The following is a 25,421-nucleotide window of genomic DNA, read 5'->3' as shown; positions in this document are numbered from 1 at the left end:
GTTATTTTCCTTTAGCGGCGGACAGGGTAGCGAGAAGTTGTTCGCGGTCTAACAGCGCAGGCAGAATTTGTCCCTGCGGCAATCCCGGTCCGTAAATCTGGTTAAACGGCACCGCGGCGCTGCCGCGAGCGGTTAAAAACTGACTAATGTCGGCGGAGGGGCGGCTCCAGTCGCCGCGTAAGGCGACCACATCTGGCGCTGATAGCGCCTGCTGGACGTCATCGCGCAGCAGCACGTTGTATTTATTGGCTTTACAGGTCACGCACCAGTCGGCGGTGACATCAATAAACACCCGCTTATGCTTTGCAAGGGCGCTGGCGATAGCCTGCTCACTGAGCGGCTGCCAGTTAACCCGGTCGCGGCGCGGGCCCTGGCCGTCCTGTTGGGCGACAAAGACGACGGCGCCCGCCGCTACGATGGCCAGGGCGCCCGCGCGCAGCGCCGTACGCCAGCGGTAGCGCCAGGCGGTGGCCAGGAGCAGGACGATGGCCAGAATCACCAGCAGGGTAAGCACCGGCGTACGGCCGATGTGGATCGTCAGCAGGCTGACCAGCCATAGCGCTGAGCCAAGCATCATCAACCCCAGCACCACCCGCAGATGATTCATCCAGCGACCCGGGCGAGGTAGACGTTGCGCCAGACCCGGCCAGGCGACGATAAGCAGCCACGGCAGGCTCATGCCGATCCCCATGGCGAAGAAAATACCCCACAGCAGCGGCAGCGGCGCCACCAGCGCCACTGAAACGGCGGTACCGAGGAACGGCGCGGTACAGGGCGTCGCCAGCAGAGTGGCGAAGGCGCCCTGCCAGAAATGGCCCATTAAGCCGTTGCCGCCCCGGGTGGCGAGGAAGGTACTGGCGCTGGAGGAGAGACGGATTTCGAACAGCCCTAATAAACTGGCGCTGAACAGCACCATCACCAGCGCCATCGCGCCGATAAACCACGGGTTCTGGAACTGGATCCCCCAGCCGAGCGCCTGATTACCTAAGCGTAGCGCGGTCATCATCAGCGCCAGCGCCAGGAAGGAGACGACGATCCCGCATACCGAGGCGAGGAACTGCCGCCGCACCGCGCCGCGTTCGCGACGTTCGGTTTGCACCAGCGAGCCGAGTTTCATGGCCAGCACCGGCAGCACGCACGGCATGACGTTGAGGATTAGCCCGCCGGCCAGCGCCATCAGCAGCACCCAGCCTAACGCCAGCCCCGGCGCGGCGCTGCCGGCGGCGATGGCGATATGGCTTTCCTGCGCCTGGCCGCTATCGGCCAGCACCAGCGACAGCGTTTTGCCGCTCAGGTCCGGCGCCGTTTCGCCCCAGCTATCGGTGACCGGTACGGTGGCGGTCAACGTATCGCCGCGGCTGGTAAAACTCGGCTTGCCGAAATCGACATCCTCCATGCTGTCGATAAACAGCGCTGGCTGCTGCCAGCCGGCATCGCGGCGAGCGGTTACCGTCAGCTTACCGCTGACGTAGCTGGCGCTAAGCGCCGAGGTGAGACCGTCGCGCAGGGGCAGCGTGCCCATCGCGCGGGTGAAATCGTAATTAAAACGCTCCCCCGCCGGAGCCGTCATATCCAGCGAAAAGGGGTAGTCAGTGAGAATGCAGACATTGCTGCAGGTAGAGAGCGTCAGTACGCCGCTAAGCGTCGGCGGTATTTTGCCGCGCAGGGTCATCGGGAAGCTGACGTCGCCGTGATACCCCTGAGTGGAAATACCCGCGACGTCGAAGCGTTGTGGCGTCGGCCAACGCCAGTTAACCTCCAGCGGCGTGTGCCAGGCGATAGCCGGCGCGATGCCGCCTTCGCCCGGCGAACGCCAGTAGGTTTTCCAGCCCTTTTCCAGCGCTACGTCTAAAAGCAGGCGGGTGTCGCCATTGCTTTCGCTTTGCGCCCGCAGGCGCACGCTGGCGTGTTGATTGTCGGCGACGCGGAGCCAGCCGCTATCGGCGGCCTGGCTGACGGGCAGCCATAGCCAAAGCAGGCAGACCAGCAGTCGCCTGAATACCATAAACATAAATTTTCTCCGTAAGTAATAAATTAACCTGAGCTGTCAGGAGAATTAATCACTCACGGAAGACGCATAATCGTAGATGCACCCGCAATCGGGGGGGAGAAATGACGCGGGGAGGCCAGATACGCTCGATACGCGGCGGGATGGCCGCCAGCACCGCCAGCAGCAGGGCGATAGCGAGTAGCGCCCCTTCAAACAGCATCGGCGGAACGGCCATCAGCGACTTGGCGCTGAGTTCGCAGGGGGAGACCGGCGCCTCGGCATTATCCGGGCCAGGTTGGGCGGATTGGCTGGCGGCCGTGACGTTCATCACCAACGCATGCATCCCCGCCATTCTCTGGGCGGTGCAGATCAGCACCACCAGGCAGGCAAGGAGTACAAGAAGAATGGCTTTGCGTTGTCGCTTAATCATGGTCGCCTCAAATATTCACGAGGCCTATCTTATCGGGCGAACGCGTTTTAGCAATGGTAAAGCTGTAAAGAAGTGTCTGGCGGATAAGTGATTTGCCCCCTCCCGGGCGGGAGAGGGCGGTCAATTACAGATTCTCGCCGTTGCTGGCGATGACTTCTTTGTACCAGTTAAAGCTTTTCTTGCGCGAGCGGGACATATCGCCGGTGCCGTCATCGTGTTTATTGACGTAGATGAAGCCGTAGCGTTTGCTGTACTGGCCGGTAGTGAAGGAGACGCAGTCGATGCAGCCCCAGGGGGTATAGCCCATCAGATCGACGCCGTCATAAGTCACCGCTTTAATCATCTCTTCGACGTGGGCGCGGAGATAATCGATGCGGTAGTCATCGTTGATGCTGCCGTCGGCTTCTACTTTATCGTAGGCGCCAAAGCCGTTTTCCACGATAAACAGCGGCTTCTGGTAGCGCTCATACAGTTCGCACAGGGCGTAACGCAGGCCAACCGGGTCAATCTGCCAGCCCCAGTCGGAGGCTTTCACGTGCGGGTTCGGCACGCTGCCTTCGAAGCCGGAAATGGCATCGCCGGTGCCGCCTTCGGCTTTCACCGCGTTGGTCATGTAGTAGCTGAAGCCGAGATAGGCGCAGGTGCCTTCACGCAGGATCTGCGCGTCGCCGTCTTCCATCTTGATGTTGAAGCCGCGGCGCTCCCATTCATTCAACACATAGCTCGGGTAGTAACCGCGTAGCTGGACATCGGTAAAGACATAGCGTTCGCGCATCGACTCCTGGGCGAACATGACATCTTCCGGTTTGCAGGAGTAAGGGTAGAGGGCGACCATCGCCAGCATGCAGCCGACCTGCATTTCCGGGTTGATACGACGCGCCGCTTTCACCGCCAGTGCGCTGGCGACGAACTGGTGATGCAGCACCTGGTACATGGTCTCTTCCGGGTTTTCATGCTCGGTATAGACCACGCCGGAGCAACAGTAGCCGAACAGCGGCGCGCGCCAGTTACGCTGGTTATTGATCTCGTTAAAGGTCATCCAGTATTTCACTTTGTGCTTATAGCGCTCAAAGACCACTTCGGCGAAGCGCACAAAGAAATCGACCACTTTGCGGTTGGTCCAACCGCCGTACTGCTGGACCAGATGCAGCGGCATTTCAAAGTGGGAAAGGGTGATTACCGGCTCGATGTTGTACTTCAGCAGTTCATCGAACATGTCATCGTAGAATTTCAGCCCTTCTTCATTCGGCTGAGTTTCGTCGCCTTGCGGGAAGATGCGGGTCCAGGCAATAGAGGTGCGGAAGCATTTGAAACCCATCTCGGCGAACAGCTTGATGTCTTCTTTGTAGTGGCCGTAAAAATCAACCGCTTCATGGTTAGGGTAGTATTTACCCGCCTCGACCTGTTGGGTGATTTCGCGCGGCACGCCGTGCGCCCCGCCGGTCAACACATCGCAGATGCTGGGGCCTTTGCCGCCTTTATTCCAGCCGCCTTCAACCTGATGCGCGGCGACCGCGCCGCCCCACAAAAAGTCTTTGGGAAGAGTCAATTTTTTCATCTTTGCTAATCTCTATGAATCACTATTGCGATTGAGTCTAGCAAAGCGAAATTGAATGTCACGATATAACAAATCCCGCTAAAGGTAATATGTTACATCAAAAAAACAGGCTGTTACTTTTAGCCGATTTTGCGCGCTAATTTACGCCCCAGTGATTCGAGTATATATATCACCGGGATCTGCGTTGTAATATCGTAAACGCCGCCGATGCGCGTTTGCGGCACGTGCCAGGAGAGATTGAAATCAGCCAGTTTCGCCAGCCGCGAATGCTCATGGCTGGTAATCGACATCACCTTGCAGTGATGCAGGCTGAACTGGCTGGCAAAGCGCAGGATCTCTTCGGTTTCGCCGGAGACGGAAAGCACAATCGCCAGCGCGTTGCGGGCCATATCATTGGTGACCGGGAAATAAGGATCGTCAATATGGTTGCTGAATTTGCCGACGTTGGAAAAGAAACGTGCGCCATATTTCGCTAGCGCGCCGGAAGTACCGGCGCCGACGAAAATAATACGTTCGGAGGAGAGAATAATATCGACGGCCTGTTCGAGCAATTCATCAAACTCGTCATTATTGACGCTTTTAAAAAAGCTCATTATTTCGCTGGCGCCGATATTTGCCTGTTGAGGCTCATTCTGCTCAAGATATAATTTAAAGCGTACGCGAAATTCAGAGTAGCCCTCGCACTGCAGTTTGCGGCAGAAGCGCAACACGGTAGTGGTGGAGACCCCGGCGGCCTCGGCCAGTTCGCGAATAGTCATGTACATCACTTTGTCACGATTCTTAATGACGTAGTGGTAGACCATCATCTCAAGATTATTGAGACTGGCGACAGCGGCGTGGGAGAACATACTCACAGTGGCGAACTCACAATTCATAAAGACCAGGACGGAATTATATCATGCAGGCTAATGACATTACCTTTTTTCAGCGTTTTCAGGACGACATCCTCGCCGGGCGCAAAACGATCACCATTCGCGATGCGGCTGAGTCGCACTTTAAGCCCGGTGATGTGCTGCGCGTCGGACGTTATGAAGATGACGGCTACTTTTGCACTATCGCCGTTACCGCGACCTCGACGGTGACGCTCGACACGCTAACTGAACAGCATGCTCAACAAGAGAATATGACCCTCGAACAGCTGCGGCAGGTCATCAGGGAAATCTATCCTGCGGAAGATCGGTTTTATGTTATTGAATTCAAACGCCTTTAAATAAAACCAGCACAGCTGTTAGTTGAAATATTCTTGTAACATTATGATTTTAATGTATTTACAAATATACATCGTTTTATTTTAGCTAACAGGTGTTCACTGGAATCATTCTCAGTTAACCTAAGTGGGCAATGAAAGCGTTCTTGTTTTCACGGAGTCAAAATATGGTTCGCAAACCATTAATCACTCAGGGATATTCTCTGGCAGAGGAAGTTGCCAACAGCATCAGTCACGGGATCGGGCTGGTGTTCGGTATTGTCGGCCTCGTGTTGCTGCTGGTGCAGGCGGTAGACACGAACGCCAGCGCGACGGCGATCACCAGCTACAGCCTGTACGGCGGTAGCATGATTATGCTGTTCCTCGCTTCCACGCTCTATCACGCTATCCCGCATCAGCGGGCGAAACAGTGGCTGAAGAAATTTGACCACTGCGCCATCTACTTGCTGATTGCCGGAACCTACACGCCATTTTTGCTGGTGGGATTGAATTCGCCGCTGGCAAAGGGGCTGATGATTGTCATCTGGAGCCTGGCCCTACTGGGGATCCTGTTTAAACTGACAATCGCGCACCGCTTTAAAATTTTGTCGCTGGTGACCTATCTGACGATGGGCTGGCTGTCGCTTATCGTGGTCTATCAACTGGCGGTGAAGCTGGCGGTGGGCGGGGTAACGCTGCTGGCGGTTGGTGGGGTGGTGTACTCGCTGGGGGTCATCTTCTACGTCTGCAAACGTATTCCTTATAACCATGCTATCTGGCACGGCTTCGTGCTCGGCGGCAGCGTGTGTCACTTCCTGGCGATTTATCTTTACGTCGGCCAGTCCTGATTTAACTTCCACGGTGGCGCTGCGCTTGCCGCGGTCACGATATTCTACGGCCTGGAAATTCCACGGTGGCGCTGCGCTTGCCGCGGTCACGATATTCTACGGCCTGGAAATTCCACGGTGGCGCTGCGCTTACCGTGGCGACGATATTCTGCGGTCTGGAAATTCCACGGTGGCGCTGCGCTTACCGTGGCCACGATATTCTGCAGGCTGGAAATTCCACGGTGGCGCTGCGCTTACCGTGGTCACGATATTCTGCAGGCTGGTAGCCCGGCTAAGGCGCAAGCGCCGCAAGCCGGGAACTGTTCTTAATCTTCTTCCAGCGAATACGGCAATGGTTTGATGCTCAGGCTGCCGGCATCGTCACGTACGCGGAACACGCTGTCCGGTTCCATATCGTTATTCATCACCACCTGGACCATCAGGCTTCCGTCATCCAACTGTACGGCTGCCAGCACCGTACCGGTGCGGCGCCAGTTGTCGCCCATTTTCAGCTCCAGATCTTCCCCTGCTTCCGGCACCCGGCTGGCAGTACCCGCCAGCGTCCACAGCGCGCGTTTATTGGCGCCGCGGAATTTCGCCCGGGCGACCATTTCCTGGCCGGTGTAGCAGCCTTTCTTAAAGCTGATTCCGCCCAGCGCCTGCAGGTTGGTCGCCTGCGGAATGAACTGCGCGCTGTTTACGCTGTCGATAACCGGCAGACCGGCCTCGATGTTCAGCGCCAGCCACTGCTGGCTGTTGTTAAGCTGCGCTTCGCCGCGCAGCGCGTCTGTCACCCGGTTGGCGGTGTCGGCATCGGTCACCAGTAGGAAGCGTTCGGCAGGATGTTCAAACCACAGCAGGCTGGTCACGCCTTCGGTGACCACCGGTTTACCAGCGTCCGGCAGTGCGGCGAATAGCGGCGCCAGCGCAGCGCGCGCCTGGAAACCGGCCACGCCCAGCAGGACCAGATCGTCGTTTGCGGCGATGGTGACTTTGGAGAAGACGGCATATTTTTTCAGTTCGGTCAGCTGCGCTTCGCGCAGGCTGCGGCGCTCAATCCACGCGAAACCGCCGTCGCGGTGGAAGACGCGCAGGTTGCTCCACATTTTGCCTTTGGCATCACAGTGCGCGGCAAGCAGATGCTGATCGGCGGTTAAATGGCTGACATCGGCGGTGATCTGCCCCTGCAGATACTTCTCGCCATCCGGACCGGTAATCGTCGCCAGCGCCCAATCATCCAGCGTCATCAGCGTTAACGGCAGACGAGCGGAAGAAGAGGGCTGACGCGGAGGAAAAGGTGTAAAAGCCATAGTCATATCCTGAATAGCTTAACGCAGAGTGAATGACTAATGGTAAAAGAGCTATGGTGCAATGCAAGCGCTTTCAGCAAGCCATTTGTGCCCTCAGGATGCGGTGAATAGCCAACCGGATTTTGGGCTTTTATGGAATGCTGCTCGCACAAGGCGATATTACTGTAAAGTAAGTGCCTAAAAAGGGTTAAACTAAGCTATATCTTGATGCTGGAAGGACAACATGGACATTAACAACAAAGCTCGCATCCACTGGGCATGCCGCCGCGGTATGCGCGAACTCGATATCTCCATCATGCCGTTTTTCGAGTATGAGTACGACACGCTCAGCGATGACGACAAGCGCCTGTTCATCCGTTTGCTGGAGAACGATGATCCGGATCTGTTTAACTGGCTGATGAATCACGGCAAGCCGGCTGATGCGCAACTTCAACGGATGATAAATTTAATCCAGACTCGGAATCGGGAACGTGGTCCTGTGGCAATCTGATTTACGTATTTCCTGGCGTTCGCAGTGGTTCTCGCTGCTGCTGCACGGGGTGGTGGCGGCGATAGTGCTGCTCATGCCCTGGCCGTTAAGCTACACCCCGATTTGGCTCCTGTTGCTATCGCTGGTGGTGTTTGACTGCGTGCGCAGCCAGCGGCGGATCCACGCCTGCCAGGGAGAAATTAAGCTGTTAATCGACTCCCGTTTACGGTGGCAAAAAACGGAATGGGATATCGTCGGGACGCCATGGGTTATCAGCAGCGGGATGCTGCTGCGCCTGAAGCATGCGGAAACCGGCCGTAGCCAGCATTTGTGGGTGGCGGCGGATAGCATGGATGCGGGGGAATGGCGGGATTTGCGCCGGCTGGTGCTGCAAAAGCCGGCGCACGACTAACTCAGGATCAGGCGAAGTGCTCCGCCATTTCGCCGAGGATCTGCTCGCACCAGTTCTGGATGCGCTCATCGCTCAGGTCGTATTGATTGGTTTCATCCAGCGCCAGGCCGACGAACAATTGGCCATCGGCGATAACCGGTTTCGGGCTGGTGAACTCATAGCCCTCGGTTGGCCAGTAGCCGACAAACTTCACGCCTTTGGTCGCCAGCTTATCGTGCAGCATCCCCAGCGCGTCAAGGAACCATTCGCCGTAACCAAGCTGATCGCCCATGCCGTACAGCGCGACGATTTTGCCATTCAGATCTAAGGCGTCGAGCTGTTCCCAGACCGCTTCCCAGTCTTCCTGAATTTCGCCGAAATCCCAGGTCGGGATGCCGAGGATCAGCACGTCGTACTGGCTCATCAGCGCGGGGGAGTCATCTTTCAGATTATGCAGCGTCACCAGCTCGGGGCCGATGATATCGCGGATTTTTTCCGCGGCCATTTCGGTGTAGCAGGTACTGGAGCCGTAAAAAAGACCTATATTCATCGCGTAAACGTCTCAATTCTTGCCGTGAATTGCGCCCAGTGTACCAGAAAGGCGGCCTCTTAAGGCATAATGAGGGCGTATAACGAACAAAGAGGCCGATGTGAAACAGGATCTGGCACAAATTGAACAGTTTCTCGATGCCCTTTGGCTGGAGCGTAATCTGGCGGAGAACACGCTCAGCGCCTATCGTCGCGATTTGACGATGCTAGTGGAGTGGCTGCATCATCGCGGGCTGACTCTGGCAAGCGTCGGCAGCGACGATTTACAGGCGCTGCTGGCCGAGCGGCAAACCGGCGGCTACAAAGCGACCAGTACCGCACGGCTGCTTAGCGCCGTGCGCCGCTTCTTCCAGCATTTGTACCGGGAGAAAGTCCGCCCGGACGATCCCAGCGCGCTGCTGGCTTCGCCGAAGCTGCCGCAGCGGCTGCCGAAAGATCTCAGCGAGGCGCAGGTTGAGCGTCTGCTGCAGGCGCCGCTGGTGGAACAGCCGCTGGAGTTGCGCGATAAGGCGATGCTGGAAGTGCTGTATGCCACCGGCCTACGCGTATCCGAACTGGTTGGCCTGACGATGAGCGATATCAGCCTGCGACAGGGCGTACTGCGGGTTATTGGTAAAGGCAACAAAGAGCGGCTGGTGCCGCTGGGCGAAGAGGCGGTGTCATGGGTTGAAAATTACCTTGAATACGGCCGCCCGTGGCTGCTGAACGGCGTGGCTTCGGACGTGCTTTTCCCCAGCCAGCGCGCGCAGCAGATGACGCGACAGACCTTCTGGCACCGCATTAAACACTATGCCGTACTGGCGGGGATCGACAGCGCGAAGCTCTCCCCGCACGTGTTGCGTCATGCGTTCGCCACGCATTTGCTCAATCACGGCGCCGATTTACGCGTGGTACAGATGCTGTTAGGACACAGCGATCTTTCCACCACGCAGATCTACACCCACGTGGCGACCGAACGTTTACGACAACTTCATCAACAGCATCACCCGCGGGCGTGAGTGCTGAATAAAAGGACTGAGTATGAAAAAAGGTTTATTGATGTTCACCCTGCTGGCGGCCTCGCTCTCCGGCGCGGCGCATGCCGATAGCGCGGCGATCAAACAGTCGCTGGCGAAACTGGGTGTGCAGAGCACCGATATCCAACCGTCGCCGGTTTCCGGGATGAGCACGGTGCTTACCGACAGCGGCGTGCTGTACGTCACTGACGATGGTAAACACATTATTCAGGGACCGATGTACGACGTCAGCGGCGCGCAGCCGGTTAACGTCACCAACCAGTTGCTGGTCGGCAAGCTGAACGCCTTATCCAAAGAGATGATTGTCTATAAAGCGCCGAAGGAGCAGCATGTCATTACCGTCTTTACCGACATCACCTGCGGCTACTGCCACAAGCTGCACGAGCAGATGAGCGACTATAACGCGCTGGGGATCACCGTGCGCTATCTGGCCTTCCCGCGTCAGGGGCTGCAAAGCCAGGCCGAGCAGGACATGAAAGCGATCTGGTGTGCGAAAGATCGCAACAAAGCGCTGGATGACGCCATGAACGGTAAGGGCGTACAGCCGGCGAGCTGCAATGTGGATATCGCTAAACATTACACGCTTGGCGTACAGATGGGCGTCAACGGTACCCCGGCGATGGTCCTTAGCAATGGTATGGTGCTGCCAGGCTATCAGGGGCCGAAAGAGCTTAAAGCTTTCCTCGACGAGCATCAAAAACAGACAAGCGGTAACTGATTCGCGTGAAACAACAGATACAATTACGCCGCCGCGAGGCGGTTGATGGCGTCGACCTTCCCGCCGACCTGCCGCCGCTGCTGCAGCGGCTGTATGCCAGCCGCGGCGTGCGCAGCGCGCAGGAGCTGGAGCGCGGCGTCAAAGGTATGTTGCCATGGACGCAACTCACCGGCGTTGAAAAAGCCGTTGAAATGCTGCATGACGCTTTCCAGAAAGGGTTACATATTGTGGTGGTCGGCGATTTTGACGCCGATGGCGCCACCAGTACCGCCCTTAGCGTGCTGGCGCTGCGCGCGCTGGGCTACGGCAACGTCTCTTATCTGGTGCCGAACCGTTTTGAAGACGGCTATGGTTTAAGCCCGGAAGTGGTCGAGCAGGCGCACGCGCGCGGCGCGCAGATGATCATGACCGTCGATAACGGTATTTCATCGCATAGCGGCGTCGATCATGCCCATGCGCTGGGTATCCCGGTGCTGGTGACCGATCACCACCTGCCGGGCGAGACGTTGCCGGCGGCGGAGGCCATCGTTAACCCTAACCTGCGCGATTGCGACTTCCCGTCGAAATCACTGGCCGGGGTTGGGGTGGCGTTTTATCTGATGCTGGCGCTGCGCACTTTCCTGCGAGATAACGGCTGGTTCGAGGCCCGCGGTATCGCCGCGCCAAACCTTGCCGAGCTGCTGGATTTAGTGGCGCTGGGCACCGTTGCGGACGTCGTGCCGCTGGATGCCAACAACCGCATCCTGACCTGGCAGGGGTTAAGCCGCATTCGCGCCGGAAAATGTCGGCCAGGCATTAAAGCGCTGCTGGAAATTTCTAACCGCGATCCGCAAAAGCTTGCCGCCAGCGACCTCGGTTTCGCCCTCGGGCCGCGCCTGAACGCTGCGGGGCGGCTGGATGATATGTCCGTCGGCGTCGCGCTGCTGCTGTGCGATAACATCGGCGAAGCGCGGGTGCTGGCCAGTGAGCTCGATGCGCTTAACCAGACGCGCAAAGAGATCGAACAGGGGATGCAGGCCGAAGCGCTGACCCTGTGTCAGCAACTGGAACGCAGTAGCGAAACCCTGCCCGGCGGGCTGGCGATGTACCATCCGCAATGGCATCAGGGGGTGGTCGGCATTCTGGCATCCCGGATTAAAGAGCGCTTCCATCGCCCGGTTATCGCTTTTGCGCCTACCGGCGACGGCACGCTCAAAGGTTCTGGCCGCTCTATTCAGGGGCTGCATATGCGCGATGCGCTGGAGCGCCTTGATACGCTTTATCCTGGGCTAATCCTGAAGTTCGGCGGCCACGCGATGGCGGCGGGCTTATCGCTGGAAGAGGCGCGTTTTGAGGAGTTTCAACAGCGCTTCGGCGAGCTGGTGACCGAGTGGCTGGATCCCGCATTATTGCAGGGCGAGGTGGTTTCCGACGGCCCGCTGGCGGCGGCGGAGATGAGCATGGAAGTGGCGCAGATGCTGCGCGATGCCGGGCCATGGGGGCAGATGTTCCCGGAACCGCTGTTTGATGGCCGTTTCCGCCTGCTGCAGCAGCGGCTGGTGGGCGAGCGTCACCTGAAGGTGATGGTCGAACCGGTTGACGGCGGGCCGCTGCTGGACGGTATTGCCTTCAACATCGATACTTCCATTTGGCCGGATAACGGCGTGCGTGAAGTACAGTTAGCCTACAAGCTCGACATCAACGAGTTCCGCGGCAACCGTAGCCTGCAGCTGATCATCGATCACCTCTGGCCAAATTGACAACAGTGTATTAATAAGGGCGCGAATCCGGTAGAATTCCGCTCTTATCACCGCATTTTGACAAATCCATTAAAAGAAACCGACCATGTTTGAAATAAATCCGGTAAAAAACCGCATTCAGGACCTCACGGAGCGCTCCGACGTTCTTAGGGGGTATCTTTGACTACGATGCGAAGAAAGAGCGTCTCGAAGAAGTAAACGCCGAGCTGGAACAGCCGGACGTCTGGAACGAACCTGAGCGCGCACAGGCGCTGGGTAAAGAACGTTCTTCTCTGGAAGCTATCGTCGAAACGCTGGATCAGATGACCCAGGGTCTGGAAGATGTCGCCGGACTGCTGGAGCTGGCGGTAGAAGCCGAAGACGAAGAGACCTTCAACGAAGCGGTTGCCGAGCTGGACGGGCTGGAAGAGAAGCTGGCGCAGCTTGAGTTCCGCCGCATGTTCTCCGGCGAGTATGACAGCGCCGATTGCTATCTTGATATTCAGGCCGGTTCCGGCGGCACCGAAGCCCAGGACTGGGCCAGCATGCTGATGCGCATGTACCTGCGTTGGGCGGAAGCGCGCGGCTTTAAGACCGAAATCATCGAAGAATCCGAAGGTGAAGTCGCGGGCATTAAATCCGTGACCATCAAAATCATGGGCGATTACGCCTACGGCTGGCTGCGTACTGAAACCGGCGTTCACCGTCTGGTACGTAAGAGCCCGTTCGACTCCGGCGGCCGCCGTCATACCTCCTTTAGCTCGGCGTTCGTTTACCCGGAAGTTGATGACGATATCGATATCGAAATTAACCCAGCCGACCTGCGTATCGACGTATACCGCGCGTCCGGCGCCGGTGGTCAGCACGTTAACCGTACGGAATCCGCGGTGCGTATTACCCACATCCCGACCGGGTTGGTGACGCAGTGTCAGAACGACCGTTCGCAGCACAAGAACAAAGACCAGGCCATGAAGCAGATGAAAGCGAAGCTTTATGAGCTGGAAATGCAGAAGAAAAATGCCGAGAAGCAGGTGATGGAAGATAACAAATCCGACATCGGCTGGGGCAGCCAGATCCGCTCTTACGTGCTGGACGACTCGCGTATTAAAGATCTGCGCACCGGGGTGGAAACCCGCAACACTCAGGCGGTGCTCGATGGCAGCCTGGACCAATTTATCGAAGCAAGTTTGAAAGCAGGGTTATGAGGAACCAACATGTCTGAACAACAAGCACAGGGCGCTGACGCGGCAATTGACCTTAATAATGAACTGAAAACCCGTCGTGAGAAGCTGGCTGCGCTGCGTGAGCAGGGCGTCGCATTCCCGAACGATTTCCGTCGTGACCATACCTCTGACCAACTGCACGCTGACTTCGATGCCAAAGAAAACGAAGAGCTGGAAGCGCTGAATGTCGAAGTGGCCGTTGCTGGCCGCATGATGACCCGTCGTATCATGGGTAAAGCGTCTTTCGTTACCCTGCAGGATGTCGGCGGCCGCATTCAGCTGTACGTCGCGCGCGATGACCTGGCAGAAGGCGTCTACAACGATCAGTTCAAAAAATGGGATCTCGGCGACATCATCGCCGCCCGCGGTAAGCTGTTCAAAACCAAAACCGGCGAGCTGTCCATCCACTGCACTGAGCTGCGTCTGCTGACTAAAGCCCTGCGCCCGCTGCCGGACAAATTCCACGGCCTGCAGGATCAGGAAGCGCGTTACCGTCAGCGTTACCTCGATTTGATCTCTAACGACGAATCCCGTAACACCTTCAAAGTACGTTCGCAGATCCTGGCTGGCATCCGTCAGTTCATGGTTGGCCGCGGCTTTATGGAAGTGGAAACCCCGATGATGCAGGTGATCCCAGGCGGCGCTTCCGCGCGTCCGTTCATCACCCATCATAATGCGCTGGATCTGGACATGTACCTGCGTATCGCGCCGGAACTGTATCTGAAACGTCTGGTGGTTGGCGGCTTCGAACGCGTCTTCGAAATCAACCGTAACTTCCGTAACGAAGGGATCTCCGTTCGCCACAACCCAGAGTTCACCATGATGGAACTCTATATGGCGTATGCGGATTATAAAGACCTGATTGAGCTGACCGAATCCCTGTTCCGCACCCTGGCGCAGGACATCCTCGGTAATACCGCGGTGCCTTATGGCGATCAGACTTTCGATTTCGGCAAGCCGTTCGAAAAACTGACCATGCGTGAAGCGATTAAGAAATACCGTCCGGAAACCGAAATGGCGGATCTGGATAACTTCGATTCCGCGAAAGCGATCGCTGAGTCTATCGGCATCAAAGTTGAGAAGAGCTGGGGTCTGGGCCGTATCGTGACCGAGATCTTCGAAGAAGTGGCGGAAGCGCATCTGATCCAGCCGACCTTCATCACCGAATACCCGGCAGAAGTTTCTCCGCTGGCCCGTCGTAACGACGTGAACCCGGAAATCACCGACCGCTTTGAATTCTTCATCGGCGGCCGCGAAATCGGTAACGGCTTTAGCGAGCTGAACGATGCGGAAGACCAGGCGCAGCGCTTCCAGGATCAGGTTGATGCGAAAGCCGCCGGCGACGACGAAGCGATGTTCTACGACGAAGACTACGTCACCGCGCTGGAACACGGCCTGCCGCCGACCGCCGGTCTGGGCATCGGTATCGACCGTATGGTGATGCTGTTCACTAACAGCCACACCATCCGCGACGTTATTCTGTTCCCGGCGATGCGTCCGCAGAAATAATCGCTTTTCGCGAAAAGCAAAAAACCCGGCTTGCCGGGTTTTTTTATGTCTGATGTCAAGCTTCGTCTCTGGCGTAGCCCGGCATCTTTAATGCTCGTTACTCGCGGTTACGCACGTACACGCGCGACAAAGTCTATCAACGCCTGACGCGCGTTTTTGTTTTTGGCTTCCAGCACCATCCACGGGCTAAAGGCCCACGGGGTAGCAGCCAGCGCGCTTAACATTTCCGGCAGCTCAACCCACTGATAATCCATGACTTCATCATCATTCGGTTGCAGTTCGCTGACCACGCGTGCGGCAAAAACCGGGCACACTTCGTTTTCGACGATGCCATTCGGGGCAACCGCCCGATAGCGGAAAGCCGGGTGGACGGGGGCAATATCAGCGATCTCGACGCCCAGTTCGAAGCGGCAGCGCCGGGTGACGGCCTGTTCGAAGGTCTCGCCCTGTTGCGGATGTCCGCACACCGAGTTAGTCCACACGCCGGGCCAGGCTTTTTTGCTAAGCGAACGGCGCGTGACCAGGAACTGGCCTTGCTCATTGAACAACCAGCAGGAAAACGCGAGATGCAAAGGGGTATCGAGCGTGTGGGCGGCATACTTCTCCAGCATACCTGTGGGTTTATCTTGCTCATCCAGCAAAATGACGTGTTCCCCGGCCATGACGACTCCTGAAAAAAATAAATGACCCGGCACAAACCCGCCGGGTCATGTACTCAGGCCACTAGGGTAGCCCATAAATGGGAGAAAGGCATTACCAAAACAAGCCCTGCAGGTATTCGTCGGGCGAGAACAATAGTAGAAAAAGCCCAGGACATTGGGGATCGTCCATCGGGCTGGTATGATATTCGCCCATGACGCCGAGATGAGAAACCGTTGAGTGCAGGACGCCTGATGAAAACACGCTTTTATATCGCGATGATGCTGCTTGGTAGCCTGGTGTTAGCCGGCTGTTCCAGCACATCGGATTCTGGTTCCACCTATACCGTGAAGCGCGGCGATACGCTGTATGCGATCTCCCGTAGCACCGGCACCAGCGTACGCGATCTGGCGCGCCTGAATAACATCTCTCCGCCATACACTATTGAAGTCGGGCAGAAACTGAAACTTAACGGCGGTTCGAAAGCAAAAAGCAGCACCGCTGGGAAAAAATCCTCCAGTACCCGCACAGCCGCAGTAACGCCATCATCGGCGGTGCCGCAGTCCTCATGGCCGCCGGTGGGGCAGCGCTGCTGGCGCTGGCCGACCAGCGGTAAGGTGGTGATGCCGTACTCCACCCGCGATGGCGGCAATAAAGGTATTGATATCGCCGGTACCCGCGGCCAGCCGGTTTACGCCGCCGGCGCCGGTAAGGTGGTTTACGTCGGCAACCAGCTGCGCGGTTACGGCAACCTGATCATGATTAAGCATAACGAGGATTACATCACCGCATATGCGCATAACGATAAGATGATGGTTAACAACGGCCAGAGCGTGAAGATTGGCCAGCAGATTGCGACCATGGGTAGTACGGACGCCGATTCCGTACGGCTGCATTTCCAGATTCGCTATCGCGCCACGGCCATCGACCCGCTGCGTTATCTGCCGCCGCAAGGCAGTAAGCCTAAGTGCTAAAAGGTTATTTTATCAGCAGTTAGCCCAATCCGGGCTTGCCACAGGGTGCGTAAGGTCTATAATGCTTTTCGCACCTCTTCGCGGGCGTAGTTCAATGGTAGAACGAGAGCTTCCCAAGCTCTATACGAGGGTTCGATTCCCTTCGCCCGCTCCAAACCCTCTTAATAATCAATAAGTTAGATTATTCAGTCAGTTACGTTGCCCTGCTTTACAGGTACAACTTAAACTACCCATTGTACTACGCCCGCATGATTGGTCTGTGGTACAGGGGAGCATATCTTCACACTGGCAGTCGTTCCATCGTTCATACCGCGACAGTACAACAACGAACAAAAAGCCGCATATCAGGCATAACTCCCGAACAGATTGATCACACGCATTTAAGCCTGATGTGTGGCCTTGTGGCTGCGTAAACAGGTGAATAGTGGTAAACGTACCTGCACACCATATGCAGGTTCTGCCAGCGCTTCGCTCACGCTCCGAAAGGTACACGAGCACCCTGATAAGGTGTGATCCTTCTGACAATCTGATTTAGTCACTGATGACTTTCGCTAAGCTAAACCAACCAGGTTGGCCTGATGAAGTCGCTACGCTTGTTGCTTGTACCACTAACGGGGCGTTATGGCTTCTATTGTCTGAAATCTGATACATTGCATAAACATCATGTGGATTGCTGTAAAGTTCATCACTATGATTATGTGTGCCATTGCCAGTTAAGAAATGCGGAGAGGACAATATGGATGTTACTGATGAGGCTTTGTTGAGTTCTGGCTTTACACCATCGGATTTGAAGAAGATAAAGAACAACGTTGAAAGCTATGGTGGAACGTTGGGGAATGCAATCAGGGACCTGGCCAGGCGATTTATTCTTGCCGTGTGGGTTGTATCCGGTTGCCTTGCTGTATTCATTTTTCTTGTGATGTTCGCATCTGAGCAGAGTGTTTTCTCTGGTGCTATTGGCCTTTCTTGTGGCGCAGCGGTTGCAATTTTTATACAACCGCCTGTACTTGCTTATAAATCTTGGCGATTCTGTAGAGTGAACAATCTTAATTAGTACTGTTATCAGTAGCCAGAAGATCAAAAATGACTTTCGCTTTGACACCATATCCAGCGATTTTCATCGTTAGCTTAGGCTTGCTCATTGTGTCAACTTTTCGGTAGTAATCACGCGGCAGCCAACGGAATAATCGCCAAGCTCCGGGTTTCCTTGCTAAGCCGAAGATACTATAGACACTCGCCCCTAGAGTCACCGTATTATAAAGAGCTAATCCACTTTTTGGGCTAAACCCCATAAATTGTGCGGTCTCCATTGCGCCATCAGCAAAAATTCCTTCCGATTTTGATTGTTCACCATAGCGAAGATGGCTTGCTTCTTTTGTTATACCGTTAATACCATCAACAAATAAAACTGCTCCTGCAAGTACTCCAATAGGGGTCATAGTGGACATCATAACCATCCCACCAAATAATGCTGCTCCAGATACCACTATATGGATTGCTGAAATCACGTATCCGACGATTTTATTGTTTTCCCTGACAAACTCGACCTTTGCATAAAGTTGGGCGGCTCTGGTTCTTAACAGGCGTTCTTGTTCTTGCAAATTATCTGTTTCAGCACGAAGATTTTTGATGCATACAATACATTCTTCATCGGTTTTAGCTCGTCGTGCTGTTTCAAATTCTTTATCTATAACCTGTTTTATCTCTTCGACAAACTTGATTCGTGTAAGACCATCTTGCAAATAGAATGCTGACAGTCGGTTTGCTGTTTCGACGAGTTTCCGGGCTTCAAGATTCACCATGGTATCTGACCATGTTCTGTTCCAGCCCCTGTTAAGCAGCGCAATATCCATTAAAGACTCCTTCCCAAAATGTGTCTGGTCATATTACGTGCAGTAAGGTCGAAGACAACAGGAAATGCTTTCCCAACGTCTGATTTTAGCGGAACGAACACATAATCAAACTCGGAGACTCCACATGGTAATTCTCTATTTTTCATTGTCCGACGTTTCAAACGTCCTGGAGTACGGGCAGGACTGCGAGCGCGTCCCAGCGTAATAAGCAATGTCCCATCAAGCGGAAGCTAGTACAGGCTGCGTTTAATACGCAGACCGAAGAGTTTTACTTTAACGCTGACGATTCTGTTATGTCGTTCCGTGAAGGGAAAGAGGCGAACGGAATTGGCCGTAAGACCCACACCTGCCGCGAGTTCCTGATTTGTGATGATTCCACCCTGAAAAGAATCTGCCGGGGCATGGGCCAACTGGAAGCGATGCGCCATGCTGGCTTTGCCAGACTGGGTGACAGCCCGGAATTTCGCCAGTTGTGGTGCGGGGAGCCTAAGTCTGTTAATGACAATTTCAACACGAAGAATCTGCTAAAGCTTGGTGCTGGCTCTATGACCGATCATCCGTGGCGATTCAGAGAGATACATCAGGTCATCCTTAACCCGACGCATATCCAGAAGGTGATTAATCCGCGAAGTGATTCATTACGCAGGCAAAGCGGGGTGAAAAGTTATCGCCAATAAGAACCGTTTCCTCATTTAGCCGCTTTAACATATACAGCTTGTCGGCACGTTCGTAAGCGTCGAAGAAGAGATAATCGACAGCGTCCGTTGCTTCATCATCGGGGGATTTTTCGCGTCCCTCGGGAGTTAGCATGAAAACGCCGGCAGTATGTCCAAGCGGACGAGCATACCGAAAGAACAATTTTCGGTTTACAGCAAACTCGCCGTCATCGCTTTTGAGCTTTCCTTGCACTGATAATGAAAGGTGCCCGGAGTTGTAGCTGGTAATCAGCATGATTCCGTGGAGTTCCTTTTTGGTATTCTGGATGTCGAGTATCGACGTGAATTCCGAGGAGCAGGAAAAACTGATTTCTTGTTTTTTAGCATTCCCAGTGATAATCAAATAAGCGATAGCGGCCAGCCCAATAATGACAATTACGACTGACCAGAGTAAAAAAGAGTGATCGCTTTCCTGCTTCATATCATTCCTCATGATGGCGATACTGGCTGATGCAATGGTAATAGCCGAGGTTGAGGCCGCATTCAGCGGCAAACGACCAATCAACCAGGTTATGGTTGCTCGCCCAGGTATTAAGATACAGGTCTTTAGGGTGCGAGCAGTTGGGGCTAATCCCCACGGACTTGAAAATATCCAGCGCCTTCTTTTCGGTTATCGTGTCTGTGAGGGCATTTCCTAATATATGTACACGGCATTGCTCGTAGTCGATGGTTCGCAAGATAGCCGCGTCCGTCATGGCTATATGATTGGGTATCCATGTTAACCACGCTGTTGCCAGCACGGCGATGCTGGTAATTAACGCTGTGATAGCGACAGGCCACCGGTTTGGTTTCTTTCTCCTCGGCGTCGATGCAACATAGGCAACTCTGGCGGCCGTTTGCGCTTCTTCCATTTGCTGAATATTGATATTGACGTCGCCCATCCGAAATCCAATACGAGGAATGGTAACGATGAGTTCTGCAGGATGACCTGTTGACGTAATGGCTTTGCGCAAAAATGAAATGTGCTGGTTAAGATTCGCATCCGTCGCTCTGGCGCCATTCTGCTGAAAAACATTCAGCAGAATTTCATCGCGCGAAGATATCTCTTTACCATTTTGCAACAAATAGAGCAGTAATTGTGTGGCCACATTATTCAATGTGGCTATTTCACCAGATGCCACGTCTTTTAGGGTATTTTTAAGTGGTCTGAAAACTAAACCATCACCAATAATTACGGATTTAATTTTGTTTATTGGTATATGAGAAATCACTGATGTCTCCTTTAAAGCAGGATATCTCGCATTCGAGTGGGGGAAGCAACAGCATAACATAATTCATTTATAAAAAGAGGTTGTGCCATAGATCGCTTTATTATCATTTACATAACAATATTTTAATATTCTTTATGTAATCATTCATTCTCCTTCCTTTCTTTCACTATCTTATTGTCAGCACTCACTTTTGGTATCCCTTTCAATTTTTAAAAATATTTTATAAATATATTTTGCCAGTTATCTGTTCTAAATTAAAAAATAGTTGATAGTTAAAAACTCTATAAAAACTATAAATAATAGATATTAAAACTGTTGAGTGCGTGTTTTTTGGCTGATTTTTAGGTAAAAGATCGATCTGCAGACGGGAAAGCAACACGATTTCCTGAGTTTGATTGATTCCGTATTTTGGCATTGTGTCAATTTTTCGTCGACTTAATATAAGCCCCGAAACAGCGTAAACGACTGTGGACGGTATTTCTGATGGAATACCAATGAACTTCAAAATACGGTGCGGTTTAAGATGGATTGTTTGCAAGGATATGCACTGCCGCTACCGCGAGATCGGGTTTTCCCGGGCAGGAATTGTCTGCGGAAATAGATCGTCGGAATAACCAAAAAACAGATATAAGGTTAAGTAGTAATATGAAAATGAAAAACGTGGCTGTGGCCTGTGCGCTGATGGCGGGAATGACTTTTACTGCATCTTCTGCTTTCGCTGCAAAAAATGTTGAACCGACTAACGGTAAAATCCACTTCACCGGCTCTCTCGTTAATTCCGCATGTGGTCTGGCGCCAGAATCCAGCCCGGTGCAGGTGAATTTTGGCGAGATCCCAACTTCTCAGTTAAAAGACAACCAACGTGCTGGCGTTAAACATGCCAAAATTGTTCTGCAGGGTTGCGATACGACTGTCGCAAAAACCGCTACTGTGACTTATACCCCGGCAACGATTGATGCCGACAACAACGCGCTAGCCGCCTTCACCTCTGGTACCGCCAAGGGCGCAGGCATCGGTATGGTTGACAGCGGCAACCAGGATGTTGAGTGGGGTAAAGCTGCCTCTCAGGTCAACATTACCGATGGCGAAACCGACATTGATTTCGTCGCTTACCTGCAGGCAAACAACGCATCTGCAGCGGTAACTCCGGGTGATTTTGAATCTACCGTTAATTTCCAGATCGATTATCAGTAACGATCTGCAGCGGGCGCATTAACGCGCCTGCTTAACCCTTCCTGCGAATAACTGAAAGGAAATGCGGTTATGCCTGGATGGCGTATTTTACTGCTTTTTATCTTTATATCGCCTGCATGGGTTTTGGCTGACACCAACCGTCTTGTCAGTACGCCCGGAAAAATGCGTATGCGGGGAAATATTATTGAAGCTGCTTGTTATGTCGATCCGCGCGACCGGTCGCTACTGGTTGAATTTGATGACCTCTCAGCCAGAGATATTTCCGGAAAACCTGAAAAAGTATCTGCGCATGATTTCAGCATTCATTTGCTGGGATGCTCATTAGGGGATTCTCAACATCCCGGTAATGTGTTTCAACGCGCCAATATTACCTTTTCCGGCGCAGCCGATAGCGACAATCCAGATTATCTGAGCGTGCAATCGGAAACTGAAAATTTAGCGATAGAAATATACGACAGCAAAGGACAGCAAATTCACCTGGGCGAACCATCACCGGACTATGTACTTAACCCAGGAAAAAATACGCTCAAATTTACGGCTTATTTGATCTCCCGCGATGGAAGAATGACATCTGGCGAATTTACTGCGGTCACGCATTTTGTTGTGAATTATCTCTGAGCTGCACTGCAATTCGGGTATCTGAAGGTTGCGAACGAAAATGATCACGCTGAAAACAGATAAAAAACGTCTGGCGCTTTTTATTGCTCTGGTCTGCGCCGCTTCATGGGCTGAAGCGGATGAGGCCATTGAATTTAATACCGACGTACTGGATGCCAGCGACAGGCACAATGTCGATTTACAGCGTTTTTCCGAAGGCAACTTTGTGGCTCCCGGAGAATATCTGCTGGATGTTCGTATTAACAGCCAGGAGATTCCTCAACAGTCAATCCGTTATATCGCAGATCCGGCCAATTCACATAAATCTATGGCGTGTCTGACGCCGCAGCAACTCGAATTACTGGCGCTTAAAGAAGAGGCGCTGACTCATATTCATCCGCTTAACGCAAACTGCTATGACATTTCCCGCCTGCCGGGTGTGGCGCTGAATAATAGCGCAGGCGTACTGGACATTACCGTGCCTCAGGCATGGATGAAATATACCGACCCAGACTGGACGCCGCCGGAGCGCTGGGATAACGGCGTCGCCGGGCTGATTTTTGACTACAGCATCTCAGGGCAGGCCACGCATTACGAACAGGGCGGCGATCATTATCGCTCGCTGTCCGGCTATGGGCAGACAGGTTTTAACCTCGGCGCATGGCGTTTTCGTGGCCAGTATCAGGCCAATTACGCTTCAGATGGTAATCATGGGCGTATCGACTGGGATCAGATCTACGCTTATCGCCCGTTACCGATGCAGGCTGCAAAACTGACGGTCGGCGAAATCTATCTGAATTCTCAGGTTTTTGATTCGGTGCGCTTCACCGGGGTCAACCTTGCCAGCGACGAGCGTATGCTGCCGCCAAATTTGCAGGGCTACGCGCCTGAAGTGCACGGCATCGCCCGTAGTAATGCGAAGGTTACCGTCAGTCAGCAGGGCCGTGTTATCTATCAAACCACCGTTCCTGCGGGGCCGTTTAATATTCAGGATCTGCACGGCTCGGTACGCGGTACGTTGGATGTGCGGGTCGAAGAGCAGGATGGCAGCGTACAAACTTTTCAGGTCAATACGGCTGATATTCCTTACCTGACGCGCCCGGGCTATGTTCGCTACAACGCCGCGGTCGGCAAGCCATCGCGTTATAACCACGACGTTCAGGGCCCTGCGTTTTATAGCGGCGATTTTTCCTGGGGGGTGAGCAATGCATGGTCACTTTACGGCGGCGCGTTGCTCACCGGCGAGCGCTACAACGCCTGGTCGATGGGGATTGGACGGGATTTAAGCTGGCTGGGAGCGCTGTCGGCCGATGCGACGCAATCCGTGAGTCGGGTGAAGCATCAGGCTGAACAAAAAGGCATGTCCTTTAAGCTCAGCTATGCCAAAACCTTTGATGAGTACAACAGCGCGATTACCTTTGCCGGATACCGCTTTTCACAGCGTAACTTCCGCACCTTCTCGCAGTTTCTCGACGAGCAGTATGAAAGTAACAACAGCGCCGGCAACGAAAAAGAGATGTACACCGTTACCGGCAACAAAACCTTTTTTGCTGACGATCCACATTTAGCGACCACGCTCTACCTCACCTATACCCACCAGAACTATTGGGATCGCGGTTCCCAGGATCGTTACGGGTTATCGATGGGACACAGTTTTTCCTTCGCGGGTATCCAGGGGATCAGCGCCAACCTTGCGGCTTATCGCTCTGAGTATCAGGGCAAACGGGACGACAGTCTCTCGCTTTCAATTTCAGTGCCATGGGGCGATGGCCGCTCTATGGATTATGAATTACAGAACAGCGGTAACCAGACCAGCCAAATGGTTTCGTATTCCGATAACCGCGATCGTAACAATCCGTGGCGCTTGCGCGCAGGGGTTTCCGGGGAAGGTCATACGGCATTTGATGGCTATTACCAGCACCGCAGCATGATGGCGGAACTGGAATCCAACGTCAGCTGGCAGCAATCACGCTATTTCTCCGTTGGCGGCACGGTACGCGGCGGTTTTACGGCGACGCGTCACGGCGCGGCGCTACATAACAGCCAGGCGTCAATGAATACCGCCAGAGTGATGGTTGATACCGATGGCGTTGCCAATGTGCCGCTTAACGGCGAACAGGCGCACTCAAATCGCTTCGGTATTGCCGTCGTACCGGATGTCGTCAGCTATCACAGCTTTGATACGCGTATCGATGTGGACGCCATGGACGAGGACATTTCCGCGACCAAAGCGATCGTGACTAACACCCTGACGGAAGGCGCCATTGGCTACCAGCGCTTTGCCGTCGCGCAGGGGCAAAAAATGATGGCGCTGCTGCGCCTGAAGGATGGCTCGATGCCGCCGTTTGGCGCCGAAGTGTTTAACGCCAACGGCGTCAGCGTCGCCATGGTGATGGAAAACGGCATGGCCTGGATTGCTGGGGTGAATCCTTCCGAGCGTCTTTCCGTTGCCTGGGCTGGCCGCGCGCAGTGTCATCTGCAGGTGCCGCAACAAATCAACCCGGAAGGCAACGTACTGTTGCCTTGTGAATAATTTCAATAACCTGAATGAATTTTGTCATGAATAATCAAGCTTTTAATTTCGCCCAGCGTTGGCTTAAACCCGTGGCCTGTGGCCTGTTTTTTATTGCCCAGATCAATGCTTCATGGGCGGGTATTGCGCTCGACCGTACCCGCATGATCATCACCGGCGATGCGCGCTCGGTAAGTGCGAACTTAACCAACACCAGCCCGAGCATTCCCTTTCTGGCTCAGTCGTGGGTAGAAGACGCCCACGGCACAAAAATTACCTCGCCATTAATGGTCTTACCGCCGCTGCAACGGATTAACGGTGGGCAGAAGGGAATCGCCCGCGTGACGAAAACCAGCGGAATTAACGCGTTGCCGCAGGATCGCGAGAGTCTCTTCTATCTGAACGTGCGTGAAATTCCGCCAAAACCGGATAAGCCGAACGTGCTGCAGCTGGCGATGCAGTCGCGAATCAAATTGTTCTATCGGCCGACAGCTATCGTGCCGGAAACGCCGGGGGCCGTGTGGCAAAACCAACTGATCTTTCACAAGCAGGGTCAGCGCTGGACCGTGAATAACCCAACGCCATACTTCGTGACCTTAATCGGCTTAAGCCGCAAACCTGAAGCCCAGGGCGGCGGCAGACTGACTGATTTCCCGGGGATTATGATCTCGCCGAAATCCTCTCTCGATTTCAAGGTTTCGGACGCCAGCGTCAGCCAGTTCAGCATGATGTACGTGAACGATTTTGGCGGTCACCCTGAATTGAAATTCAGCTGCACAGGCAATGTGTGTAAAGCATTGCCGATGGAGCAACAGCCCCGGTAAAGGACTC

At 54.1% G+C, this 25,421-nt stretch carries 26 protein-coding genes and 1 tRNA gene; 17 read left to right on the top strand and 10 right to left on the bottom strand.

Features of this window, described 5'->3' with window-relative positions; translation table 11 throughout:
- Nucleotide 1 precedes the first annotated feature (1 nt).
- The 4 genes from PGR23_RS17620 to PGR23_RS17605 form a co-directional block, all read right to left on the bottom strand.
- Nucleotides 2–2,011 carry a protein-disulfide reductase DsbD family protein gene (locus tag PGR23_RS17620; protein WP_396279424.1) on the bottom strand — a complete coding sequence of 670 codons (2,010 nt, stop codon included), beginning with the start codon at nucleotides 2,009–2,011 and terminating at the stop codon, nucleotides 2–4.
- 49 nt (nucleotides 2,012–2,060) lie between these two features.
- Complete coding sequence (locus tag PGR23_RS17615; protein ID WP_015369786.1) at nucleotides 2,061–2,420, bottom strand: copper resistance protein; 360 nt, start codon at nucleotides 2,418–2,420, stop codon at nucleotides 2,061–2,063.
- Nucleotides 2,421–2,544: 124 nt separating this feature from the next.
- A complete protein-coding gene (gene bglA, locus PGR23_RS17610) occupies nucleotides 2,545–3,978 on the bottom strand; it encodes a 6-phospho-beta-glucosidase BglA (protein WP_032712496.1) in 1,434 nt (477 codons plus the stop codon).
- Between the two features lie 119 nt (nucleotides 3,979–4,097).
- Entirely contained in the window at nucleotides 4,098–4,826 is a 729-nt protein-coding gene (locus PGR23_RS17605; RefSeq protein WP_045391997.1) for a MurR/RpiR family transcriptional regulator, read from the bottom strand.
- A 50-nt stretch (nucleotides 4,827–4,876) separates the two neighbouring features.
- On the opposite strand from PGR23_RS17605, the gene yqfB reads away from it, so the two are divergent.
- Both yqfB and trhA read left to right on the top strand, forming a co-directional pair.
- On the top strand, nucleotides 4,877–5,188 hold the full coding sequence (gene yqfB, locus PGR23_RS17600) for a N(4)-acetylcytidine aminohydrolase (protein WP_046881935.1): 312 nt from the start codon (nucleotides 4,877–4,879) through the stop codon (nucleotides 5,186–5,188).
- Nucleotides 5,189–5,352: 164 nt separating this feature from the next.
- Entirely contained in the window at nucleotides 5,353–6,012 is a 660-nt protein-coding gene (trhA, locus tag PGR23_RS17595) for a PAQR family membrane homeostasis protein TrhA (protein ID WP_008806429.1), read from the top strand.
- A gap of 305 nt (nucleotides 6,013–6,317) precedes the next feature.
- Here trhA and ygfZ read toward each other — a convergent pair whose 3' ends face one another.
- Nucleotides 6,318–7,301, bottom strand: a complete 984-nt coding sequence (gene ygfZ, locus PGR23_RS17590; protein ID WP_015369790.1) for a tRNA-modifying protein YgfZ — start codon at nucleotides 7,299–7,301, stop codon at nucleotides 6,318–6,320.
- 223 nt (nucleotides 7,302–7,524) lie between these two features.
- On the opposite strand from ygfZ, the gene sdhE reads away from it, so the two are divergent.
- Nucleotides 7,525–7,791, top strand: coding sequence for an FAD assembly factor SdhE (gene sdhE / locus PGR23_RS17585; RefSeq protein WP_015369791.1), 267 nt, complete (start codon nucleotides 7,525–7,527; stop codon nucleotides 7,789–7,791).
- Nucleotides 7,772–8,182, top strand: coding sequence for a protein YgfX (locus PGR23_RS17580; RefSeq protein ID WP_015369792.1), 411 nt, complete (start codon nucleotides 7,772–7,774; stop codon nucleotides 8,180–8,182). Before sdhE ends, PGR23_RS17580 begins: the two co-directional genes overlap by 20 nt.
- 7 nt (nucleotides 8,183–8,189) lie before the next feature.
- On the opposite strand, the gene fldB is transcribed toward PGR23_RS17580, so the two are convergent.
- Nucleotides 8,190–8,711 (bottom strand): flavodoxin FldB, encoded by a 522-nt coding sequence (fldB, locus tag PGR23_RS17575; protein WP_015369793.1) that lies wholly within the window; start codon nucleotides 8,709–8,711, stop codon nucleotides 8,190–8,192.
- Nucleotides 8,712–8,811: 100 nt separating this feature from the next.
- On the opposite strand from fldB, the gene xerD reads away from it, so the two are divergent.
- The 5 genes from xerD to lysS all read left to right on the top strand — a co-directional run bounded on the left by xerD (nucleotide 8,812) and on the right by lysS (nucleotide 14,894).
- Nucleotides 8,812–9,708 carry a site-specific tyrosine recombinase XerD gene (gene xerD, locus PGR23_RS17570; RefSeq protein ID WP_032715787.1) on the top strand — a complete coding sequence of 299 codons (897 nt, stop codon included), beginning with the start codon at nucleotides 8,812–8,814 and terminating at the stop codon, nucleotides 9,706–9,708.
- 22 nt (nucleotides 9,709–9,730) lie between these two features.
- Nucleotides 9,731–10,444: a bifunctional protein-disulfide isomerase/oxidoreductase DsbC gene (dsbC, locus tag PGR23_RS17565; RefSeq protein ID WP_045374003.1), complete on the top strand. Its 714-nt coding sequence runs from the start codon at nucleotides 9,731–9,733 to the stop codon at nucleotides 10,442–10,444.
- A 5-nt stretch (nucleotides 10,445–10,449) separates the two neighbouring features.
- Nucleotides 10,450–12,183, top strand: a complete 1,734-nt coding sequence (gene recJ / locus PGR23_RS17560; protein ID WP_047044021.1) for a single-stranded-DNA-specific exonuclease RecJ — start codon at nucleotides 10,450–10,452, stop codon at nucleotides 12,181–12,183.
- Nucleotides 12,184–12,268: 85 nt separating this feature from the next.
- Nucleotides 12,269–13,367 (top strand): peptide chain release factor 2 gene (gene prfB, locus PGR23_RS17555; RefSeq protein ID WP_108418699.1). Its coding sequence is split into 2 segments (ribosomal slippage): nucleotides 12,269–12,343 and nucleotides 12,345–13,367, totalling 1,098 coding nucleotides; the frame shifts between segments, so codons are not numbered across the junction.
- Between the two features lie 9 nt (nucleotides 13,368–13,376).
- Entirely contained in the window at nucleotides 13,377–14,894 is a 1,518-nt protein-coding gene (gene lysS, locus PGR23_RS17550; RefSeq protein ID WP_015369798.1) for a lysine--tRNA ligase, read from the top strand.
- Nucleotides 14,895–15,001: 107 nt separating this feature from the next.
- Here lysS and idi read toward each other — a convergent pair whose 3' ends face one another.
- Nucleotides 15,002–15,556 (bottom strand): isopentenyl-diphosphate Delta-isomerase, encoded by a 555-nt coding sequence (gene idi, locus PGR23_RS17545; RefSeq protein ID WP_047044019.1) that lies wholly within the window; start codon nucleotides 15,554–15,556, stop codon nucleotides 15,002–15,004.
- A gap of 231 nt (nucleotides 15,557–15,787) precedes the next feature.
- Between idi and actS the strand changes: the two genes are divergently transcribed.
- The 3 genes from actS to PGR23_RS17530 all read left to right on the top strand — a co-directional run bounded on the left by actS (nucleotide 15,788) and on the right by PGR23_RS17530 (nucleotide 17,561).
- The gene (actS, locus tag PGR23_RS17540; protein WP_045391979.1) at nucleotides 15,788–16,507 is read left to right on the top strand and encodes an amidase activator ActS; all 720 of its coding nucleotides are present in this window, start codon (nucleotides 15,788–15,790) and stop codon (nucleotides 16,505–16,507) included.
- A gap of 80 nt (nucleotides 16,508–16,587) precedes the next feature.
- Nucleotides 16,588–16,661 (top strand) — tRNA-Gly (locus PGR23_RS17535).
- 582 nt (nucleotides 16,662–17,243) lie between these two features.
- Nucleotides 17,244–17,561, top strand: a complete 318-nt coding sequence (locus PGR23_RS17530; RefSeq protein ID WP_396279425.1) for a hypothetical protein — start codon at nucleotides 17,244–17,246, stop codon at nucleotides 17,559–17,561.
- On the opposite strand, the gene PGR23_RS17525 is transcribed toward PGR23_RS17530, so the two are convergent.
- Nucleotides 17,554–18,360 (bottom strand): DUF4225 domain-containing protein, encoded by an 807-nt coding sequence (locus PGR23_RS17525; RefSeq protein ID WP_396279426.1) that lies wholly within the window; start codon nucleotides 18,358–18,360, stop codon nucleotides 17,554–17,556. The genes PGR23_RS17530 and PGR23_RS17525 overlap by 8 nt on opposite strands.
- 293 nt (nucleotides 18,361–18,653) lie before the next feature.
- On the opposite strand from PGR23_RS17525, the gene PGR23_RS17520 reads away from it, so the two are divergent.
- A complete protein-coding gene (locus tag PGR23_RS17520) occupies nucleotides 18,654–19,037 on the top strand; it encodes a hypothetical protein (protein ID WP_396279427.1) in 384 nt (127 codons plus the stop codon).
- Here PGR23_RS17520 and PGR23_RS17515 read toward each other — a convergent pair.
- Both PGR23_RS17515 and PGR23_RS17510 read right to left on the bottom strand, forming a co-directional pair.
- Nucleotides 18,979–19,497, bottom strand: a complete 519-nt coding sequence (locus tag PGR23_RS17515) for a hypothetical protein (RefSeq protein ID WP_045391971.1) — start codon at nucleotides 19,495–19,497, stop codon at nucleotides 18,979–18,981. The two genes, PGR23_RS17520 and PGR23_RS17515, sit on opposite strands and share 59 nt — an antisense overlap.
- 1 nt (nucleotide 19,498) lies before the next feature.
- Nucleotides 19,499–20,287, bottom strand: coding sequence for a winged helix-turn-helix domain-containing protein (locus PGR23_RS17510; RefSeq protein WP_045391968.1), 789 nt, complete (start codon nucleotides 20,285–20,287; stop codon nucleotides 19,499–19,501).
- A gap of 645 nt (nucleotides 20,288–20,932) precedes the next feature.
- Here PGR23_RS17510 and PGR23_RS17505 point away from each other — a divergent pair.
- The 4 genes from PGR23_RS17505 (at nucleotide 20,933) to PGR23_RS17490 (ending at nucleotide 25,414) form a co-directional block, all read left to right on the top strand.
- Entirely contained in the window at nucleotides 20,933–21,481 is a 549-nt protein-coding gene (locus PGR23_RS17505; RefSeq protein WP_015369827.1) for a fimbrial protein, read from the top strand.
- Between the two features lie 69 nt (nucleotides 21,482–21,550).
- Entirely contained in the window at nucleotides 21,551–22,099 is a 549-nt protein-coding gene (locus tag PGR23_RS17500; protein WP_045391965.1) for a fimbrial protein, read from the top strand.
- 40 nt (nucleotides 22,100–22,139) lie between these two features.
- Nucleotides 22,140–24,611 carry a fimbria/pilus outer membrane usher protein gene (locus PGR23_RS17495; protein WP_049061316.1) on the top strand — a complete coding sequence of 824 codons (2,472 nt, stop codon included), beginning with the start codon at nucleotides 22,140–22,142 and terminating at the stop codon, nucleotides 24,609–24,611.
- Nucleotides 24,612–24,637: 26 nt separating this feature from the next.
- Nucleotides 24,638–25,414 (top strand): molecular chaperone, encoded by a 777-nt coding sequence (locus PGR23_RS17490; protein ID WP_396279428.1) that lies wholly within the window; start codon nucleotides 24,638–24,640, stop codon nucleotides 25,412–25,414.
- The last annotated feature ends 7 nt before the right edge of the window (nucleotides 25,415–25,421 follow it).

It is taken from the genome of Klebsiella sp. 141162 (assembly GCF_050600755.1).
Taxonomy (GTDB): domain Bacteria; phylum Pseudomonadota; class Gammaproteobacteria; order Enterobacterales; family Enterobacteriaceae; genus Klebsiella; species Klebsiella aerogenes.
Note: the sequence above shows the minus strand (reverse complement) of the source record. Positions and strands in the feature narration are given on the sequence as shown.

What these genes read in the sequence shown, in the direction of transcription:
- PGR23_RS17620 (WP_396279424.1), bottom strand. Translation starts at nt 2,011, where the DNA reads ATGTTTATGGTATTCAGGCGACTGCTGGTCTGCCTGCTTTGGCTATGG.
- PGR23_RS17615 (WP_015369786.1), bottom strand. Translation starts at nt 2,420, where the DNA reads ATGATTAAGCGACAACGCAAAGCCATTCTTCTTGTACTCCTTGCCTGC.
- bglA (WP_032712496.1), bottom strand. Translation starts at nt 3,978, where the DNA reads ATGAAAAAATTGACTCTTCCCAAAGACTTTTTGTGGGGCGGCGCGGTC.
- PGR23_RS17605 (WP_045391997.1), bottom strand. Translation starts at nt 4,826, where the DNA reads ATGTTCTCCCACGCCGCTGTCGCCAGTCTCAATAATCTTGAGATGATG.
- yqfB (WP_046881935.1), top strand. Translation starts at nt 4,877, where the DNA reads ATGCAGGCTAATGACATTACCTTTTTTCAGCGTTTTCAGGACGACATC.
- trhA (WP_008806429.1), top strand. Translation starts at nt 5,353, where the DNA reads ATGGTTCGCAAACCATTAATCACTCAGGGATATTCTCTGGCAGAGGAA.
- ygfZ (WP_015369790.1), bottom strand. Translation starts at nt 7,301, where the DNA reads ATGGCTTTTACACCTTTTCCTCCGCGTCAGCCCTCTTCTTCCGCTCGT.
- sdhE (WP_015369791.1), top strand. Translation starts at nt 7,525, where the DNA reads ATGGACATTAACAACAAAGCTCGCATCCACTGGGCATGCCGCCGCGGT.
- fldB (WP_015369793.1), bottom strand. Translation starts at nt 8,711, where the DNA reads ATGAATATAGGTCTTTTTTACGGCTCCAGTACCTGCTACACCGAAATG.
- dsbC (WP_045374003.1), top strand. Translation starts at nt 9,731, where the DNA reads ATGAAAAAAGGTTTATTGATGTTCACCCTGCTGGCGGCCTCGCTCTCC.
- lysS (WP_015369798.1), top strand. Translation starts at nt 13,377, where the DNA reads ATGTCTGAACAACAAGCACAGGGCGCTGACGCGGCAATTGACCTTAAT.
- idi (WP_047044019.1), bottom strand. Translation starts at nt 15,556, where the DNA reads ATGGCCGGGGAACACGTCATTTTGCTGGATGAGCAAGATAAACCCACA.
- actS (WP_045391979.1), top strand. Translation starts at nt 15,788, where the DNA reads ATGAAAACACGCTTTTATATCGCGATGATGCTGCTTGGTAGCCTGGTG.
- PGR23_RS17530 (WP_396279425.1), top strand. Translation starts at nt 17,244, where the DNA reads ATGGATGTTACTGATGAGGCTTTGTTGAGTTCTGGCTTTACACCATCG.
- PGR23_RS17525 (WP_396279426.1), bottom strand. Translation starts at nt 18,360, where the DNA reads ATGGATATTGCGCTGCTTAACAGGGGCTGGAACAGAACATGGTCAGAT.
- PGR23_RS17520 (WP_396279427.1), top strand. Translation starts at nt 18,654, where the DNA reads ATGTCGTTCCGTGAAGGGAAAGAGGCGAACGGAATTGGCCGTAAGACC.
- PGR23_RS17515 (WP_045391971.1), bottom strand. Translation starts at nt 19,497, where the DNA reads ATGAAGCAGGAAAGCGATCACTCTTTTTTACTCTGGTCAGTCGTAATT.
- PGR23_RS17505 (WP_015369827.1), top strand. Translation starts at nt 20,933, where the DNA reads ATGAAAATGAAAAACGTGGCTGTGGCCTGTGCGCTGATGGCGGGAATG.
- PGR23_RS17500 (WP_045391965.1), top strand. Translation starts at nt 21,551, where the DNA reads ATGCCTGGATGGCGTATTTTACTGCTTTTTATCTTTATATCGCCTGCA.
- PGR23_RS17495 (WP_049061316.1), top strand. Translation starts at nt 22,140, where the DNA reads ATGATCACGCTGAAAACAGATAAAAAACGTCTGGCGCTTTTTATTGCT.
- PGR23_RS17490 (WP_396279428.1), top strand. Translation starts at nt 24,638, where the DNA reads ATGAATAATCAAGCTTTTAATTTCGCCCAGCGTTGGCTTAAACCCGTG.